Raw genomic sequence first — 15,393 nt, 5'->3', positions numbered from 1 at the left:
TTATTTTATTTATTGGTAACAGGCCGTTGGGTAAAACTCAGCACTTCACGATCGGTGCCGATCATGAGTAATTGATCGCCATTGCGAACGATGCTGCGATAGTCATTGAGTTCATAAAGGAAATCATTTTCTAATTCCATGCGTTGCGGAGTGCAGGCCATTTTGGTGCTAGCAATTTTGCTTAAGCTAAAGCCTCGTGCATCTTCATTCAGCTCCGCAGTAAAGCGATTGCATCCAGTAGATCCGCTAACCCTTTGCCCATTCGCATCAAAGTTCATTTGAATAGGGTTGCTCGCTTCCCCCTGAGGAATTTGGCGTGCACGAACTTCACCATTGCTATTGGGGGGTAAGTTCCAGCGAGTGAGCTCCCACCGGGTATTGCGCAGTTCGCTGCTCGGAGGACTAATTTTGGCGCCACAAGGCGGAATCACATTTGCGCAAGCGCTCAAAAGCCCTAGTCCCACGCAAGAAAGTGCGATCCAGAGGCGATTTAAAGAGCCACGATTGTGGGTGGATCGCGTTGTTTTATTGGCCATATCGGTATAAGTAATTGATTTATATGTATTTTTTATATTGATTTGGATTCTATTCTACTGTCTTGGGTACTTAAATAGGTGGAAGAAGTAGGGGTTTTCGTCTAGAATATGAGGTTTTCCGCTTTACCGTACGTTTAGTTGGTGAGCTGGACCCCAAGATTTTTGTAGAAATTTCATTGGGTTGTAATCAACCTGTTTTCATTTTTAGATTTTAAGGAATAAGTATGGTCGTCATTCGACTGGCACGCGGCGGCTCTAAGAAGCGCCCTTTTTACAGCATTGTTGCTACTGATAAGCGCAACCGTCGCGACTCGAACTTTATCGAGCGCATTGGTTACTTCAATCCACAAGCAGCTGAATCTGAGCAAGCCATGCGCATTGCTCAAGATCGTTTGACTTATTGGACTGGCGTTGGTGCGCAAGTATCTCCAACGGTTGTTCGTTTAATTAAGAACAATCCTGCTGCTTAATATTCTGTTGCTAAATGCTTCATCTTTGAGATGATGCATTTAGTGGCGAAATTGTTGGTGGTTTATTTTGGGAAAATAAGGTGACTTGCAAATGAGCACACCTTCCCTAAATGATTTGATTGAACTTGGCGCCATTTCTGAGGCGCAAGGTTTGCAGGGGCAAGTGAAGGTTAGACCTCACTCAGCAGACCCTGTGGCGCTTCTCTCTTCTAAGACAGTTTGGTTGTCCTTGATCCCACGTCGGGATGCTGGCGTTTCTGTATCTGTAGAACAAGCCTCGTTGACGCAATATAAAGTGAAGAGCGCCAAGATGCATAGCGGTAATGTCGTGCTTGCATTAGATGGTGTTACTGATCGTGATCAGGCCTTGGCATTAAAAGGTGCGCGCATATTAGTTGCCCGTGATGCATTTCCAAAAGCGGATAGTGATTCTTATTACTGGGTCGATCTGATTGGTTGCCAGGCAATCAATTTGCAACATGAGGCGCTAGGTGAAGTGCTCGATGTCACTGAAAATGGTGCTCATGGTGTGATTGCTATTGGTGATCCTGTTTCTAAAGAAATCAAATATCTTGTGCCCTTTGTCAAAGAAGTGGTGCAAAACGTCGACTTGCCAAATCAAGTGATTACGCTTGATTGGCAATTAGACTGGCAATAAAACTAAACCATATTCAAGAAACAACCCATGCGCTTTGATGTCGTGACCTTATTTCCCGAGATGTTTACTGCACTCACGCAGTGGGGTGTCACTGGTCGTGCCTGTGAGCAATCATTAGCGAGTGTTCATTTGTGGAATCCACGAGACTTTTGTTTGGATGCGCGTAAGACGGTGGATGATCGTGCCTATGGGGGCGGTCCAGGCATGGTCATGATGGCCAAGCCCCTCGAAGACACTATTGCAGGGATTAAGGCGGCTCATCAGGCTGCTGGAACTCAATCGGGCCCCATTTGCTTGTTGGCGCCCCAAGGAGAGCGCTTCTCCCAAAAAATGGCCTCAGATATCTTAAATGACGGCAATCTGAGCTTAGTTTGTGGTCGATATGAGGCTATAGACCAACGTTTTGTGGATCGCAATGTCGATTTACAGATATCCATAGGCGATTTTGTGCTGTCTGGGGGCGAAATCCCTGCTATGGCCATCATGGATGCGGTTATTAGGCTTATTCCTGGGGCTCTCGGAGATGGCGAATCTGCCACCCAGGATAGCTTTATGAATGGTCTTTTGGACTATCCGCACTACACCAGGCCTGAGATTTATGAAAATTTATCGGTGCCGGACGTGCTTTTAGGCGGACATCACGCTAAAATAGCGGATTGGCGCCGGCAGAAGTCTTTAGAGCTGACGTTCAGGTTAAGGCCGGATTTAATTGAATCGGCTAGAGCCAATGGGTTGCTAACCCGAGAAGATGAACAATTTCTTCGCTCGCTGTGAATACTTTTAATGGTGCGCAGTTGTGAATGAGTGGTTTGGTTTTTGGTTTAGTGAAATTGTTTTAACTACATCCTCTATTAGGTCCGTTGATTTAGGTCTCGGGATTAAACGCTAATACGATGTTTAAGGATTAAAAATGAATTTAATTGAAAAAATTGAGCAAGAAGAAATTGCTCGCTTAAGTGCTAACAAAACTTTGCCAAGCTTTGCGCCTGGCGATACAGTGGTTGTTAGCGTAAACGTGGTTGAAGGTACACGTAAGCGTACCCAGGCCTTTGAAGGCGTTGTGATTGCTAAACGTAATCGCGGACTAAATTCTAGCTTTATCGTGCGCAAGATTTCTTCTGGTGAAGGCGTTGAGCGTACTTTCCAAACATACTCACCTTTGATCGCTAGCGTTGAAGTAAAGCGTCGTGGTGATGTCCGTCGTGCAAAGTTGTACTACTTGCGTGATCGTTCTGGTAAGTCTGCACGTATTAAAGAAAAGCTTCAGGCTCGCACCAAGACAGTGGCTGCTCCAGCTGCTGAATAATTGCTGCTTTGATGCAAACAAAAAAGGCGGCCTAGGTCGCCTTTTTTGTTGCCTTAGAATATGACTATGCCCAAGACCTCTCAGCCTGAAGAAGACGTAATCAATGTCGCTGCGCCTCCAGGCTTTAATGCGGAAGCCATTCCGATTCATGAGGTTTGCGTCAATGACAAAAAAGTAGCGCCTGAATTTCTCGAGCCAGAGGGCTTAAAGACCCGTCTTCAATATCCACCGGAGTGGCAACCAGAGATTACCGATGAGAATCGTCATGTGATTGCTACCGATATCATCTCTAAGCGCCAAGCTGCTGGCAAGATAACGCGAGCAGCGGTATTGATCCCTTTGTTGTTAAAAGAGAATGGCCTCTCAGTATTGCTGACGCAAAGAACGAATCATTTGCGTGATCATGCAGGGCAGATTAGCTTTCCGGGTGGACGGATGGATCCAGAAGATCTTAGTCCCGATGACACTGCATTGAGGGAGAGTCAGGAAGAGATTGGCCTTGATCCTAAACGGGTGGAAATTATTGGCTATCTTCCGCAGTATTTGACTGTTTCTGGTTACAGCGTCACACCAGTAGTGGGGTTGGTGCAAGCTCAGGAAGAATATGTTTTAGATGAGTTTGAGGTGGCGGATGTTTTTGAAGTGCCGCTACATTTTTTACTAGATCCAGCCAACCATCAGATCAGGCTGTGGCAAAGCGAGCAGGGTGGTCGTCGTTTTTATTCGATTCCTTATGAGAACCGCTTTATTTGGGGCGCTACTGCGGGAATGTTGCGGAACCTATATCATTTATTAAAAGTATGACTTTCTTTTCTATTCTCTTCGCCCTCATTGCTGAGCAATATCGCCCAGTAACCTCTAGCCATTGGATTGCGCGTATGAGCGCTCGTTGGTTAGATTGGGTCGCTGGTGAATTCGGTGGCAAGTCTGAAGAAGGTGCAAGTCCAATTGGCGCACGCATGGCTTGCTTGGTTGCTTTTGTGCTACCTACCTTTTTGGTATTTATGGTGTATGTCACCTGCATGTTGACTTATCCCATTCTTGGTTTCTTATGGAACGTCGTCATTGCGTATTTATTTTTCGGCTTCCGTCAATTCAGTCACTCATTTACTTTGGTGCATGAAGCAATTGAAGCGCATGATCTACCAGCTGCGCGGGCAGCACTGGGTGAATGGTATGGCCCAGAGTTAGATACTGCCAATCTTTCTGAGACAGAAGTGATTTCATTAGCGTTAGAGCGAGCTATTATTGGTTCACACCACCATGTGTTTGGCGTGCTGTTTTGGTTCATGATGCCAATGGGTCCCGCAGGTGTGGTGCTGTATCGTTTGGCTGATATTGCTGCTCAGCGTTGGTCTGAGCGTGACTTCAACTTAAGTGAAGCAGCGCGTCATTTCTTTTATGTATTGGATTGGGTTCCCGCGCGTATCACGGCAATGGGCTTTGCGATTGTTGGAAACTTTGAGGGTGCAGTATATGGTTGGCGCTATCTCACCCAAAAATGGTCTGATTCATTATCGGCTGTGATCTTGGCTGCAGGTAGTGGTGCCTTAGGCGTGCGACTCGGTGAGCCCTTGAGCGAGCCTGAAAGTGATGAGGCACTGCGTATGGCTGAGGCCGGTGAACCTTTAATCTATGAAGTGGGTCTTGAGCCTACTGAGCGCACGATGCGTTCCGCGGTTGGCTTGGTATGGCGCTTGGTTATCGCTTGGATGGCTTTGTTGCTAATGCTGACCATCGCTCTTTGGCTTGGCTAATTCCCTGAATTTGCGTATCTGCTGTTTTCGAATCTGAACGCAGCTGTCTAAATAGCGCCAATCTTTCTGGCGCTATTTCATTTCTGTCTACCGCATCACGTACCGCGCAATCAGGTTCAGATTGATGAGCACAGTTATGAAAGCGACATTTACCGTGCAAGTCTTTAAATTCCCTAAAGGCATGCTGTAACTCGCTCACAGACATATGTGCTAAACCAAACTCCTGAAAACCTGGTGAATCAATTAATGCACCCAATTTGCCGGCTGCATCTCGCCCCCAAGATTCCGGTAATTCAAAATAACGACAGGCGGTAGTAGTGTGTTTACCGGTATCTAAGCGCACGGAGTATTCCTGGGTGAGTGCAGCAGCATTGGGTACCCAAGCATTGAGCAGGCTAGATTTACCCATGCCGGATTGACCAACAAAGACGGATACCTTACCGGCTAAGGCAGGACGAAGTGTATCAATCGAAGCGGGGTCAAATTTAGCGGAGACCTCGCTGACGGGATAGCCCATGCGCGCATAGGGTTCAATGATTTTGCGCGCTTGCACTAAGTTATCTTGGAGATCACATTTATTGAGTAGGATATGCAAGCCAATTTGATTGGCCTCAGCCGCCACGACCGCTCTGCCCAGGAGGTCGGGAGAGAAGGCGGGTTGGGTTGCTAGTACCACCAGAATTTGATCGACGTTAGAAGCAATGATTTTGCTTTTAAAAGCGTCAGAGCGGTAGAGAATATTTTCACGAGGCTCAATTTCAATAATGCGCGCTTGATCTGCAGATGTCATCTCCAGCAACATACGATCACCCACAGCACCAATATGCTGCTTAGCGGGAGTGCTCACTTGAATTAAAGGACCGCTTGGGGATTCTTTCCCTACGGTATCTGCTACTAGGCGCTGCGCTAAATAATGTCTTCCGTAGGAAGCAGTCAGTAGCGCGCGAAATTGTTCCATGCCGATAATTGCAATCAGCTAAGGCGCTGTAGGTTTGCGATACGCAGTGGCGCAGGTGGATGCGAGCTATAAAAGGCGGTATAGATTGGATCTGGCGTCAGTGTTGCAGCGTTATCTTGATATAACTTTACTAGGGCAGAAATTAAATCTTTTGCTGATGATTTTTCTGCGGCAAAGCCATCGGCCTCATATTCATGTTTACGCGAAGCAAGACTTCCTAGTGGCGTGAAGAAGAAGCTAAATACGGGCGAGACCAACATAAATAGTGCTAAAGCCAGACCGCCATTATAGCCATTCAGATTAGGCATTACACCCAGGTCGGTATAGAACCAAACCTGCGTGCTGATCCAGCCGAGTAATGCAAACATAGCAAAGCTTAAGGCAAAGGAAACGATGAGACGCTTACGAATATGTTTGCACTTAAAGTGACCCAACTCATGCGCGAGCACTGCTTCTACTTCACCAGGATTGAGTTTTTCAATGAGGGTGTCAAAGAACACAATGCGCTTGGCTTTACCCATGCCAGCAAAGAATGCATTGCCATGGGCGCTACGCTTACTACCATCCATAACAAACAAGCCTTGACTAGCAAAATCGCAACGGCTTAGTAAGGCCTCAATTTGGGTTTTGAGTGGACCTTCTTCTAATGCTTGAAACTTATTAAATAAGGGTGCAATGAAGGTTGGGAAGATCCACTGCATCAACAGACTAAATATCGAAAGTACAGCCCACGCCCAGAGCCACCAAAGATCGCCAGCCTTGAGCATGAGTGTGAGGATGACCCATAGCAAGGGAATGCCAATGGCGCCACCTACCGACAAACCTTTCACCATGTCGCTAAAGAACAATTTTTTATTCATGCGATTAAAGCCAAAGCGCTCTTCAAGATAAAACTGTTTGTACCAAGAGAAAGGTAGATCCAGTATTCCGGAGATGATGACAATCGATACTAGCAGTGCAATTTGTTGTGCAATACCTTCACCAAGTAATTGTAGAAGAACAAGATTGAGGATTTCTAATCCGCCCAACAATGTGAAGGCAATTAAAATGACGGCGCTCACCCCGTTTTCTAAAATCGCTAAGCGCAATTTTGCGATCGTGTAGTCAGCAGCTTTTTGGTGTTCGGCTAGAGTGACTTTTTCAGCAAACTCTGTCGGGACCGCATCTCGATGCTGGGCAACATAGCGAATTTGACGTTGGGAGAGCCAGTGGCGCAGGCCAAAACTGGCAATAAAAGCGATTAGGAAAATAATTGTGAATGTCATGAGATCATTATATTTTGATTATATTTGTAAAAGTGTCATTTTGGACACCTGAGTCATACCCTGTATAGGCTTTAAGTATTAATTTGGTATCTTTTTGGTATTTTGTCATGAGATTGTTTATAATCTCCAAATGAAGCTAAAGAATCTATTCATCCGCCAAAGCGTCTTTCATGGTGAAACGTATACCCATCGATGGAATGTCCCGGATGATTTAAAGAATGAGTTCAATAATAAAACGATTATCAAAACACGGCTTGGAAATAACAAGAAAGAGGCGCTCATAAAACACGCTCAGTTGGAGCATTACTATGAGCAAAGGGTCCAACTCCTCCGATCACGTAGCGCGCCCAATATGACCGCTATAGATGTTTTAAAGGCTTATGAGTTGCCCGTCCGGAAACTCCAAGCCACAGAGTTAGACGAGTTTGGTGAGCCATTCAATCAAGCCTTTATTGCCAAGGGTGATGGGCTTGAATACGACCAATTCCCACAAGCCTATAAACAAGCTGTTGGAATCGTTACTGGTAGGAATACCCACACCTTATCAATTGCCTTAGATTTATATATGACCGCAACTCGTAAGCGTGGTCGCTCTTCTTATGACGCTGAGAAATCTATGAAGGCGCTAATCGCTCTTATTGGCGATATGGAGCTATCTCAATTACGCCGTCAAAACGCCAATCAATTCTATGACTGGTTGATTTCGCAAGATTACAAGAAAACTACCGTGTCGACGTATATCTCATCGATCGCAAAGGTAATTAAGACCGCCATCATCGAAGGCGATATGACTGGTATTACAAATCCATTCGCTTCATTCAAAGTAACGATTGACGATAAAGATGATAGAAACGGTTTAACCAAGGAAATGTGGCAAGAGGTAATGAGTGGCACTGATATGACGCCCGAGCGCCAACTACTCCTTCAAACCATCTTTGCCACTGGTGCGCGTCTTGCCGAGATATGCGCTTTGCGGGTAAGCGATCTAGTTATCAAAGACGAGAAGGTAACTTCTATCGCAATTGTGGTCCATGACGGTAGAAGATTAAAAAATTCAAACTCTGTCCGAGAAACACCGATCTGTGTTGATAGCGTTAGCGAGGGCTTGCTTGCCGCAAGTAATGGCAAAGCGAAGAATGCATATTTATTCCCAAGTTACGCTGAAACATCAAACACCGCTAGCGTGTATTACAACCGTTGGTTAAAAACTAAGTTTGCTAAAGAGGGTGATACCGCTAAGATCATGGTTCACTCAGTGCGCCACTTGCTCAACACCGCTATGTCAAATGCTATGGTGCAAAAAGAGCTTGCCGAATCTATTCTTGGTTGGTCATCTTCTCAAAAATCTATGACTCAATACTACGGTTTGGGCTATAACATTGAGAATAAAACTATAGCTATGAGTAAAGCGATTGAGTGGTTGGAAGCAAAATGATTGAGCCAAAAAAACCTAGACCACCAAAGCAAACATTGGAAGATTTACTGAAATCTAATCAAGTAGTTACCGGTAAAGTAATTGTTGAGCGCAAGAAGGTTATGGATGAGGCTATCGAGTTTGAGATCCGTGAGCGCCGCTATAAGGCTAACAATACAAAATGACCGTTGAATTCGTTGGGAGAATGAATCCTAAGCCGATTAAGGGTTGGGAGCAAGAACTCGCCGAAGAAAGAGCGCAGTTTCGTGCCGATGAAGAGCGCCGTAGATTAAAACGTTTAGGCTTATTGAATGAACCTAAGCCCGAAGAGACTAGAGAGCGCTTCGAGGATTAATTACCAACCCTTCATCACTGGCGCTTGAGGCGCTTGGCGTGGTGTATTGATGGTTGTATTGGGTTGCATCGGAGCCGGAGTAGCCGTATTCGTTCCTTGGTATGCGCCATTGGGTGAGTAGTAGCTCGTTTGCCCGTTATCCACCTGTGATGACCCCACACTTTGACCGGATGGCGTGTAAGTCGTAGTCACACCGCTTGGGCTTGTCTGTGAATATCCTTTGTATTGGCCATTAGCGTCATAGATCGCTTGAGCGCCACAAAGTTGGGTAAATAGGCCCAAAAAGACACCAAAAGTAAGGAATTTCATCATCTAGCCCTCTTATTTAATAGGTCTATATTAAGCCTTTTATGGCTTGTTACACTGATGAAACTGGACTTTAGCTATGAAACCGATCACCTACGTCAAATACCCAAATAGAAGGCTCTACGATACTGAAAACAGTTGCTACGTAACCTTTCCCAATCTTCGTTTAAAGATTATGGAAGGGCGCGACATCGTTGTTCTCGATAACAAAACCAAAGAGGACGTTACACGCGAGGTATTGGTTAGCATCATTATGGAAGAGTCGTTTGTTGGAGAACCTCTTTTCAGTGAAGATTTAATGAAGATGATTATTAGGTTTTATGGAAACCCAATGCAAGCACTTTTAACCAACTCATTGGATCAAGGCTTGCAAATATTGACTGGCATTTGGTCAACCCTCAGTGCAAACAAAAAGAATACAGAAGATAGTAAATAGTTGCTGCTTTTTAAAAGCAAACAAAATATACTCAAAAGATGGCTAAGAAAAAATTAATATTAGGTGAGTTGTTCTCAGGACCCGGCGGTATTGCAATTGGCGCAGAAATGGCCAATGACACAATCAAGGATTTCAGTGATGTAGAACTTGTCCACGGTTGGGCTGTTGATTATCACGATGAAACTGTAGCTACATATCGACGCAACGTTAAAGGCGCGGATGAAAAGACCGCGATAGTTTCGGATGTAAGAGAGATAACCGCTAAAGATTTAGCCAAGATATCAAAGAAGATTGATGGCTTTGCTTATGGCTTTCCATGCAACGACTTCTCATTGGTTGGCGAGCATAAAGGTATTGATGGGCATTTCGGCCCTTTATACACATACGGCTTACCAATCCTTAATGAATTCAACCCACTGTTTTTTATTGCTGAGAACGTCGGTGGTATTCGTAGTGCCAATGAAGGTAAAACCTTAATCAAGATTCTTGACGACCTTTCCAATGCCGGTAAAGGTTACACAATCACTCCACATCTTTATAAGTTTGAAGAGTATGGAGTTCCGCAAGCACGACACCGTGTAATCATGGTTGGTATTCGTAAAGATTTAAAGAAAACATTCCAACCACCGGCACCAACGCACATCAAGAAGCAAAAGACGTGTAAAGAGGCTATTGAGAAGCCGCCGATTAAGAAGGGTGCCGATAACCACGACCTTACAAAGCAACATCCAAGAGTCGTTGAGCGCTTGCAACACATCAAGCCCGGCGAGAATGCTTGGACTGCAAACTTGCCGCCTCATTTGAAATTAAATGTAACTGGCGCGCAAATTAGCCAAATCTATAAGAGATTAGATCCAACCAAGCCGGCTTACACAATTACCGGTTCCGGCGGTGGTGGCACTCACGTTTATCACTGGTCAGAAGATAGAGCATTGACGAATAGAGAGCGCGCTCGCTTACAAACCTTTCCAGATAACTTTGTATTTGAAGGTAATAAAGAAGCTATCAGAAGACAAATCGGTATGGCTGTTCCGCCCGAAGGTGCAAAGGTTATCTTTGAAGCGATTATCAAAACTTTAGAAGGTATTGATTACAAATCAGTGCCGGCAAATATCGAGTAACTATGTATCGCCAAATATGGATGTTTCCACGCAATAAGCGCCGTATTCTTCCATTAGAGACGGCCTTATTCTTGAAGGCAATGGTTGTGGCATCCGAACTAGGATCCAACTGGACGGGCGATCAAAAACAACAAAATCACTTTGCTAAGTTATTAGAAGACTATGGCCTTAAAGGTGGCGGCAATCAACGCGATAAGAATAGCGGTGGCGCTAGAACGTATGAAGCGCAGTTACGTTTATTGGGATTGCTATACAAGGATAAAGAAGGCAATCTATCTCTTACTCAATCCGGCTTAGCCGCGGTTGAACTAGAAGATCTTGCTAATACTTTTATTTGGCAAATCCTTAAAGTTCAATACCCATGCCAATATTCAGTTGGCCGCAATGTAAACATCGATCCATCTATCAAAGTAAGGCCATTCGTTTTATTACTTGATTTGATGCAAGATCCGGAACTCAATGGCTTAACCGATGTTGATATGGAAGTGCCTGTTGTATTTGGCCATAATCACGCTACGTATGATGAGTGCAAAGCAAAGATCCTCTTAGCAAGAAAGAATGGGATTGCTTCTGTATTACCCGATGGTGAATATCTACGCACCACCAAAACAATTGATACACCATACGATATGCGTTTGGCCGATATTAAAGATATTGCCAATACGTTTAAGAATGTTTTGCAAGGCGCCGGCATGATTGAAGAGCGCGTTGTTGAGGAAGATAAGACAAGATGGTTCATTGGTCGCAATATCATTCCAGTTCTCAATGAAGTAAAGCAAGTTCCATTCGTTGATTTCGATAAGCTAGAGCCATTACAAGCCCAACTGCAATATGGCCTCAGAAAAGATTCTTCAAAAGACACAAGACGCTCTTTAATGCCATTCAAACTGCCAAAGCTAGATACGGCAAGCGGTGTTATTTACGAAAGATTTCTCAAGGATGTTGAATTACCAGCAACACAAAGAGATATCACTGAGTTTGCAAGGAAGATGACCGTTGAATTGGGTATTAGCTATGATGCCGTGATTAATGCTTTACAGCCGATCATCAATAGCTCCGATACTTATGTGAATAATCGTCTAGTTGAGTTATCTAAAGGCGGCACAACTACCGCCGAAGCCTTCGAAAAGAATGTAACCAAGATATTTGAAGTTGATTTCGGATATGAGTCTACTTGGATTGGTCGAAAGCAAAGAGCCGGAACAGGCGGCTACATGGATGTGTTTGTTGTAGAGCTTGGTAGAAATCTGTGTGGAATTATCGATACTAAATCTATGGATGTTTATGATTTGCCATCCCAAGACGTATCAAAGGCTAAGGACAATTACGTTAAGCATGCCTATGAGCTATATGGCTCACGCAATCTTGAACTCAAGTTTGTTGCCTATATCTCTCACTTAATTGGCTCCGGTGCAACGACTAGGGCGCAAGACATATACAACGATAAACACGTGCCAGTTACATTGATATCGGCTTATGGGTTGAACGATATGCGTAGTGATCCCGCTCTTATCGGCAATGCCAGTGCCGTTACCAATAAGTTATCGAGTAAGCCAGTTAATCTGATTTCGTAATTCATTGTGGCAAACAAGAAGCCCATCTCGTGGTCTAAAGACCCAATAGAGCTAATCAAAACCTCGTCAGTCCCTTTACGCCTACAAGACATCGCCCGACTCTGCGAAGGTGATCGTCGGCAAATCCTAAGAGCTATTGAATCTCAACGCCGTAAAGAGCGTTTAGAACTCCAAGAGATTTGGTATGCCAATGGTGGTGCTCAAGGTATGTATGAAGACATAAGTGACGAAGAGGAAGAGGATTGGGATTCGGAAGAAGAGCAAGAGCCCGAAGAGATAAACCCAATGACCGACCTTCGTTGCTACATTCACTTCGTTAGAGTTCGTAAAGGATTCCCATTCATGGAGTTGTATACCGACTTCAGTGCCATACGTAATAAATGGTATGTGCATGGTAATGAGGCCAATAACAATCCAAGAGGCTATGAGCGCCTATTCATGCCTTACTGGGTCAAGCGCCACATTATGAGTAGCAAGGTAGATAAAGAGGCGATTAAAGCCATCTTCGATGGTATTAAAGCCACATATCCACCAAAAAGGAAAAGGTTATAACACCTTAAATCCTTATATATATTGGCTTCATAGTTTGTATCGTTAAGGAAACAATATCGTTTCTTTTTCACTACTTTTTATGAAGGAATTACCAATATGAATACAAGAGCTACATTCACGGACGCACAAAACACCTTTCATGCTTTATTAGACAAAGCTGAAACACGAAGTCTAAATTCAGGCAATAAGTTGAGAAGTGCTTTATTGGAAACCCTGTATTTATTTGAATCAGATTACTTTGGTATCCCTTTAGTAAAGGGGATTGATGATAAAGACAGCTTTAAAGCTTCAATCATCCGAAAAAGATTCAATAAAAAACTTAAAGAAGATGTAATCGAGGCAATCATTGCTCTCGCTATAGAAAAGAAAGATGACAAAGATTATTTGGAAAGAGTTGAGCAATCACTTTTTACTTTTATATCTGTCGCCTTGAAATACCCTAATACTAAAAATCTAACTAAATAAGGAAATAAACAAATGAACACAATCAAAATCGATAGAGACCTCATAGCCCTTTACGAGGCACTACCAACTAAAGAGCACTATGACGCTATCCATGAACATAACGTCAAATTAGCGAGTATTTATGCAGACTTCGCAGTGAAACACTTTGGTTACTCAGGAAGTAGCGAGGCAGTTTTAGCGGGGCTTAATTTAGCTATCCAAAATGACGGTAAGAAAGTTGCCCGTGCGGCAATGGATCCATCGAAGTATTTAGAGTTGTTGATTTTGACAAAACTCGAAGACAACCCAAACATCTCTCTTTTGGAAATATTGCAAGACCGCTTTCAAAATAGGATGAAAGAAATGGCAAATATTTCTAACCAATAAGGAATAAACATTATGAATACAAAATTGACACAAAAAGAAGTTGTAGATTTATTTAATCAAGAAATGGCTCGACACCAACAAGCAATGGTAATGGCTGAATTAAAGTATCAAGAAGCACTAATTACATTTGCCACTGAAAATCTTGGAGTGACAGAGCAAGAATGGACAAACAATGTAAGCGAGAGAATGATGGATTTGGTCGCTGTCGATTACATCGTTGAGGCAATAGCGGATAACGTAACTGACAATCTCCCGCACCATTATTTAGCGCATGAATACGCTTTAAGGCATGAAATCTCAAATATTGGAGATGGTGAGCAGTGGTTTAATTTAAATGTGACAGCGTAAGTCTTAAGGTCTATCCGAAAGGGTAGGCCTTTTTTTCACTTCCAGAGTCACCACGTGAGGCCGAGGGACACCCAAACTCGAAGGATGTATATACCAACATAGTTGGCTTATGGCTAATCACCCGGTCGATCCGGAGTGAACCGGAGGCCTCTGGATTCATATACCACATGGTGAAACTTTGAGGACTCCCTATATAGAAGGAAGCGGGATTAGGCTAGTTTGATTTGAATACTCTCTAAAAGAAAAGAGCTCAAAACCTAACTGAGATCACAAAATCTCACTTGGATTAACCTTGGTTAACTCAAACTGATCCAATGTTGAGTTTTCCATGGAAAATCCAAAACTGACCAAAATCAGTCAAAAATAAATGTTTCTAAAGAAACAATAAAAATGATAGGTAGGCATCAAAAGTGACCTTTTAAAACATCACTCCGGTGCATCAGAATTAACCTTTTTTATGAGGAATTTCTACCAGAGGCCTCCGGTGCTCAATTTTTACAGCCGGTAATAGTTGCATATAGGTAGCGAGATTTAAGCCTCCCAAAAGCCTCCAAATACCAATTGTTATACTTAAAAGAAAGAGCAAATAAGCCTCTCCGGCAACATGTTACCGCTATAGATAAAGCATCTCCGGAGTGCCTCAAAAGGCCTTTTAAAAATGTTATACCTATAGATAAAGACTATCACCGGCACACCCAAAGTGCTGATTCCTAAGTAGTAGACAGACAAGCCGAAAACCGGCATATAGCCATCCCCCTTTGCGGATGGTTAAGTTTCGATTACACAAATTACACCCAAGGAGGTCCCAATGACCCAATACGACAATCGGGGTTATTTCATCCCGAGTGAAGATACAACCTATATCCACTGCGAAGTAGAGAAATCTAAGCTATTTGCAGTTCTTGAGAAGTTCGGTATTGATAAGGAACGAGAAATCATCCTATCCAAAACTGCCGCAGTAAACCGAGCTTTGGATTTAGCCTTAAAGGCATAGTTCTCGCCGGTGCATCCATTCACACTTGGTGGAAGTTCTGGTGGAAGTTCTGCTATATAAATACATATAGAACTTTGAAAACTAAGAACTAGCAGAGCAAGCTCTAAAGCGAGCATTTAGAGTGCTATGGAGCGTCTGGACTACTACTGTAGCTTGCGATGCCCTTTAGAACTCTTAAAGAAATACACCTATCTCTTATCAGCGGTTGAACCGCAATCTTCTCGCCACTAAGGTGAGATTCACTTTATTTCACTTGAAAGTTTCACATGAAATCAACCTTACACGATCAGGTCAAGGATCTCCTACGCATCAACCTATCATCTGCAACGGATATCCTAGCCGCACACGAACCGGAGCTTCTTCGCTCCCTTGAGTCCGCTCAAGCCCGTATCCTCAGTATTCCAAACAACGACCCAAACTCACTCTTACTTAGACGTGCCTATAACGCATATCTAACTTACTCAAGAGCAGTGGTCTGGAACGACACCTTGCGAAATGTAGCAGAACGCAAC

At 43.7% G+C, this 15,393-nt stretch carries 21 protein-coding genes; 17 read left to right on the top strand and 4 right to left on the bottom strand.

Translation table 11 applies throughout. From position 1 onward, the window contains the following. Positions 1 to 5: 5 nt before the first annotated feature. On the bottom strand, positions 6 to 536 hold the full coding sequence (locus AOC29_RS08140) for an META domain-containing protein (RefSeq protein ID WP_215295444.1): 531 nt from the start codon (positions 534 to 536) through the stop codon (positions 6 to 8). Between the two features lie 224 nt (positions 537 to 760). Here AOC29_RS08140 and rpsP point away from each other — a divergent pair, with 224 nt between their 5' ends. From rpsP to AOC29_RS08110, 6 genes are all read left to right on the top strand, one after another. After that, positions 761 to 1,006, top strand: coding sequence for a 30S ribosomal protein S16 (gene rpsP, locus AOC29_RS08135; RefSeq protein ID WP_068948964.1), 246 nt, complete (start codon positions 761 to 763; stop codon positions 1,004 to 1,006). 91 nt (positions 1,007 to 1,097) lie between these two features. After that, positions 1,098 to 1,664 (top strand): ribosome maturation factor RimM, encoded by a 567-nt coding sequence (gene rimM, locus AOC29_RS08130; protein ID WP_215295442.1) that lies wholly within the window; start codon positions 1,098 to 1,100, stop codon positions 1,662 to 1,664. A gap of 27 nt (positions 1,665 to 1,691) precedes the next feature. Continuing rightward, positions 1,692 to 2,438, top strand: coding sequence for a tRNA (guanosine(37)-N1)-methyltransferase TrmD (gene trmD, locus AOC29_RS08125; RefSeq protein WP_215295441.1), 747 nt, complete (start codon positions 1,692 to 1,694; stop codon positions 2,436 to 2,438). Positions 2,439 to 2,574: 136 nt separating this feature from the next. After that, positions 2,575 to 2,970, top strand: a complete 396-nt coding sequence (gene rplS, locus AOC29_RS08120; RefSeq protein ID WP_215295439.1) for a 50S ribosomal protein L19 — start codon at positions 2,575 to 2,577, stop codon at positions 2,968 to 2,970. Positions 2,971 to 3,036: 66 nt separating this feature from the next. Further along, the gene (locus AOC29_RS08115) at positions 3,037 to 3,774 is read left to right on the top strand and encodes a CoA pyrophosphatase (protein ID WP_215295437.1); all 738 of its coding nucleotides are present in this window, start codon (positions 3,037 to 3,039) and stop codon (positions 3,772 to 3,774) included. Then, positions 3,771 to 4,727, top strand: coding sequence for a CobD/CbiB family protein (locus AOC29_RS08110; protein WP_215295435.1), 957 nt, complete (start codon positions 3,771 to 3,773; stop codon positions 4,725 to 4,727). Before AOC29_RS08115 ends, AOC29_RS08110 begins: the two co-directional genes overlap by 4 nt. Here AOC29_RS08110 and rsgA read toward each other — a convergent pair. Together rsgA and AOC29_RS08100 are read right to left on the bottom strand one after the other, a co-directional pair. Beyond that, entirely contained in the window at positions 4,672 to 5,685 is a 1,014-nt protein-coding gene (rsgA, locus tag AOC29_RS08105) for a ribosome small subunit-dependent GTPase A (RefSeq protein ID WP_215295433.1), read from the bottom strand. The genes AOC29_RS08110 and rsgA overlap by 56 nt on opposite strands. Positions 5,686 to 5,699: 14 nt before the next feature. Beyond that, positions 5,700 to 6,950, bottom strand: coding sequence for a M48 family metallopeptidase (locus AOC29_RS08100; RefSeq protein ID WP_215295431.1), 1,251 nt, complete (start codon positions 6,948 to 6,950; stop codon positions 5,700 to 5,702). Between the two features lie 130 nt (positions 6,951 to 7,080). On the opposite strand from AOC29_RS08100, the gene AOC29_RS08095 reads away from it, so the two are divergent. Genes AOC29_RS08095 through AOC29_RS08085 form a run of 3 tightly spaced genes read left to right on the top strand, consistent with a single transcriptional unit; the run spans position 7,081 to position 8,719 of the window. Then, a complete protein-coding gene (locus AOC29_RS08095) occupies positions 7,081 to 8,385 on the top strand; it encodes a site-specific integrase (RefSeq protein WP_215295430.1) in 1,305 nt (434 codons plus the stop codon). Continuing rightward, positions 8,382 to 8,549 carry a hypothetical protein gene (locus tag AOC29_RS08090; protein WP_215295428.1) on the top strand — a complete coding sequence of 56 codons (168 nt, stop codon included), beginning with the start codon at positions 8,382 to 8,384 and terminating at the stop codon, positions 8,547 to 8,549. Before AOC29_RS08095 ends, AOC29_RS08090 begins: the two co-directional genes overlap by 4 nt. Continuing rightward, on the top strand, positions 8,546 to 8,719 hold the full coding sequence (locus tag AOC29_RS08085; RefSeq protein ID WP_215295426.1) for a hypothetical protein: 174 nt from the start codon (positions 8,546 to 8,548) through the stop codon (positions 8,717 to 8,719). Before AOC29_RS08090 ends, AOC29_RS08085 begins: the two co-directional genes overlap by 4 nt. On the opposite strand, the gene AOC29_RS08080 is transcribed toward AOC29_RS08085, so the two are convergent. Further along, positions 8,720 to 9,031: a hypothetical protein gene (locus AOC29_RS08080; RefSeq protein ID WP_215295424.1), complete on the bottom strand. Its 312-nt coding sequence runs from the start codon at positions 9,029 to 9,031 to the stop codon at positions 8,720 to 8,722. Positions 9,032 to 9,104: 73 nt separating this feature from the next. On the opposite strand from AOC29_RS08080, the gene AOC29_RS08075 reads away from it, so the two are divergent. The 8 genes from AOC29_RS08075 to AOC29_RS08040 all read left to right on the top strand — a co-directional run bounded on the left by AOC29_RS08075 (position 9,105) and on the right by AOC29_RS08040 (position 14,881). Next, positions 9,105 to 9,461, top strand: coding sequence for a polyhydroxyalkanoate synthesis regulator DNA-binding domain-containing protein (locus tag AOC29_RS08075; RefSeq protein ID WP_215295422.1), 357 nt, complete (start codon positions 9,105 to 9,107; stop codon positions 9,459 to 9,461). A gap of 38 nt (positions 9,462 to 9,499) precedes the next feature. After that, positions 9,500 to 10,582, top strand: a complete 1,083-nt coding sequence (locus tag AOC29_RS08070) for a DNA cytosine methyltransferase (RefSeq protein WP_215295420.1) — start codon at positions 9,500 to 9,502, stop codon at positions 10,580 to 10,582. A gap of 2 nt (positions 10,583 to 10,584) precedes the next feature. Then, complete coding sequence (locus AOC29_RS08065; protein WP_215295418.1) at positions 10,585 to 12,156, top strand: hypothetical protein; 1,572 nt, start codon at positions 10,585 to 10,587, stop codon at positions 12,154 to 12,156. A gap of 6 nt (positions 12,157 to 12,162) precedes the next feature. Beyond that, on the top strand, positions 12,163 to 12,708 hold the full coding sequence (locus AOC29_RS08060; protein WP_215295416.1) for a hypothetical protein: 546 nt from the start codon (positions 12,163 to 12,165) through the stop codon (positions 12,706 to 12,708). 96 nt (positions 12,709 to 12,804) lie between these two features. Then, complete coding sequence (locus AOC29_RS08055) at positions 12,805 to 13,173, top strand: hypothetical protein (RefSeq protein WP_215295414.1); 369 nt, start codon at positions 12,805 to 12,807, stop codon at positions 13,171 to 13,173. 12 nt (positions 13,174 to 13,185) lie between these two features. After that, the gene (locus tag AOC29_RS08050) at positions 13,186 to 13,539 is read left to right on the top strand and encodes a hypothetical protein (RefSeq protein ID WP_215295413.1); all 354 of its coding nucleotides are present in this window, start codon (positions 13,186 to 13,188) and stop codon (positions 13,537 to 13,539) included. A 12-nt stretch (positions 13,540 to 13,551) separates the two neighbouring features. Further along, entirely contained in the window at positions 13,552 to 13,887 is a 336-nt protein-coding gene (locus AOC29_RS08045) for a hypothetical protein (protein ID WP_215295411.1), read from the top strand. A gap of 808 nt (positions 13,888 to 14,695) precedes the next feature. Further along, a complete protein-coding gene (locus AOC29_RS08040; RefSeq protein WP_215295409.1) occupies positions 14,696 to 14,881 on the top strand; it encodes a hypothetical protein in 186 nt (61 codons plus the stop codon). The last annotated feature ends 512 nt before the right edge of the window (positions 14,882 to 15,393 follow it).

Source organism: Polynucleobacter sp. JS-JIR-5-A7 (genome assembly GCF_018687935.1).
Classification (GTDB): domain Bacteria; phylum Pseudomonadota; class Gammaproteobacteria; order Burkholderiales; family Burkholderiaceae; genus Polynucleobacter.
The sequence above is the reverse complement of the archived record's forward strand: the minus strand, read 5'-3'. Positions and strand labels throughout refer to the sequence as shown.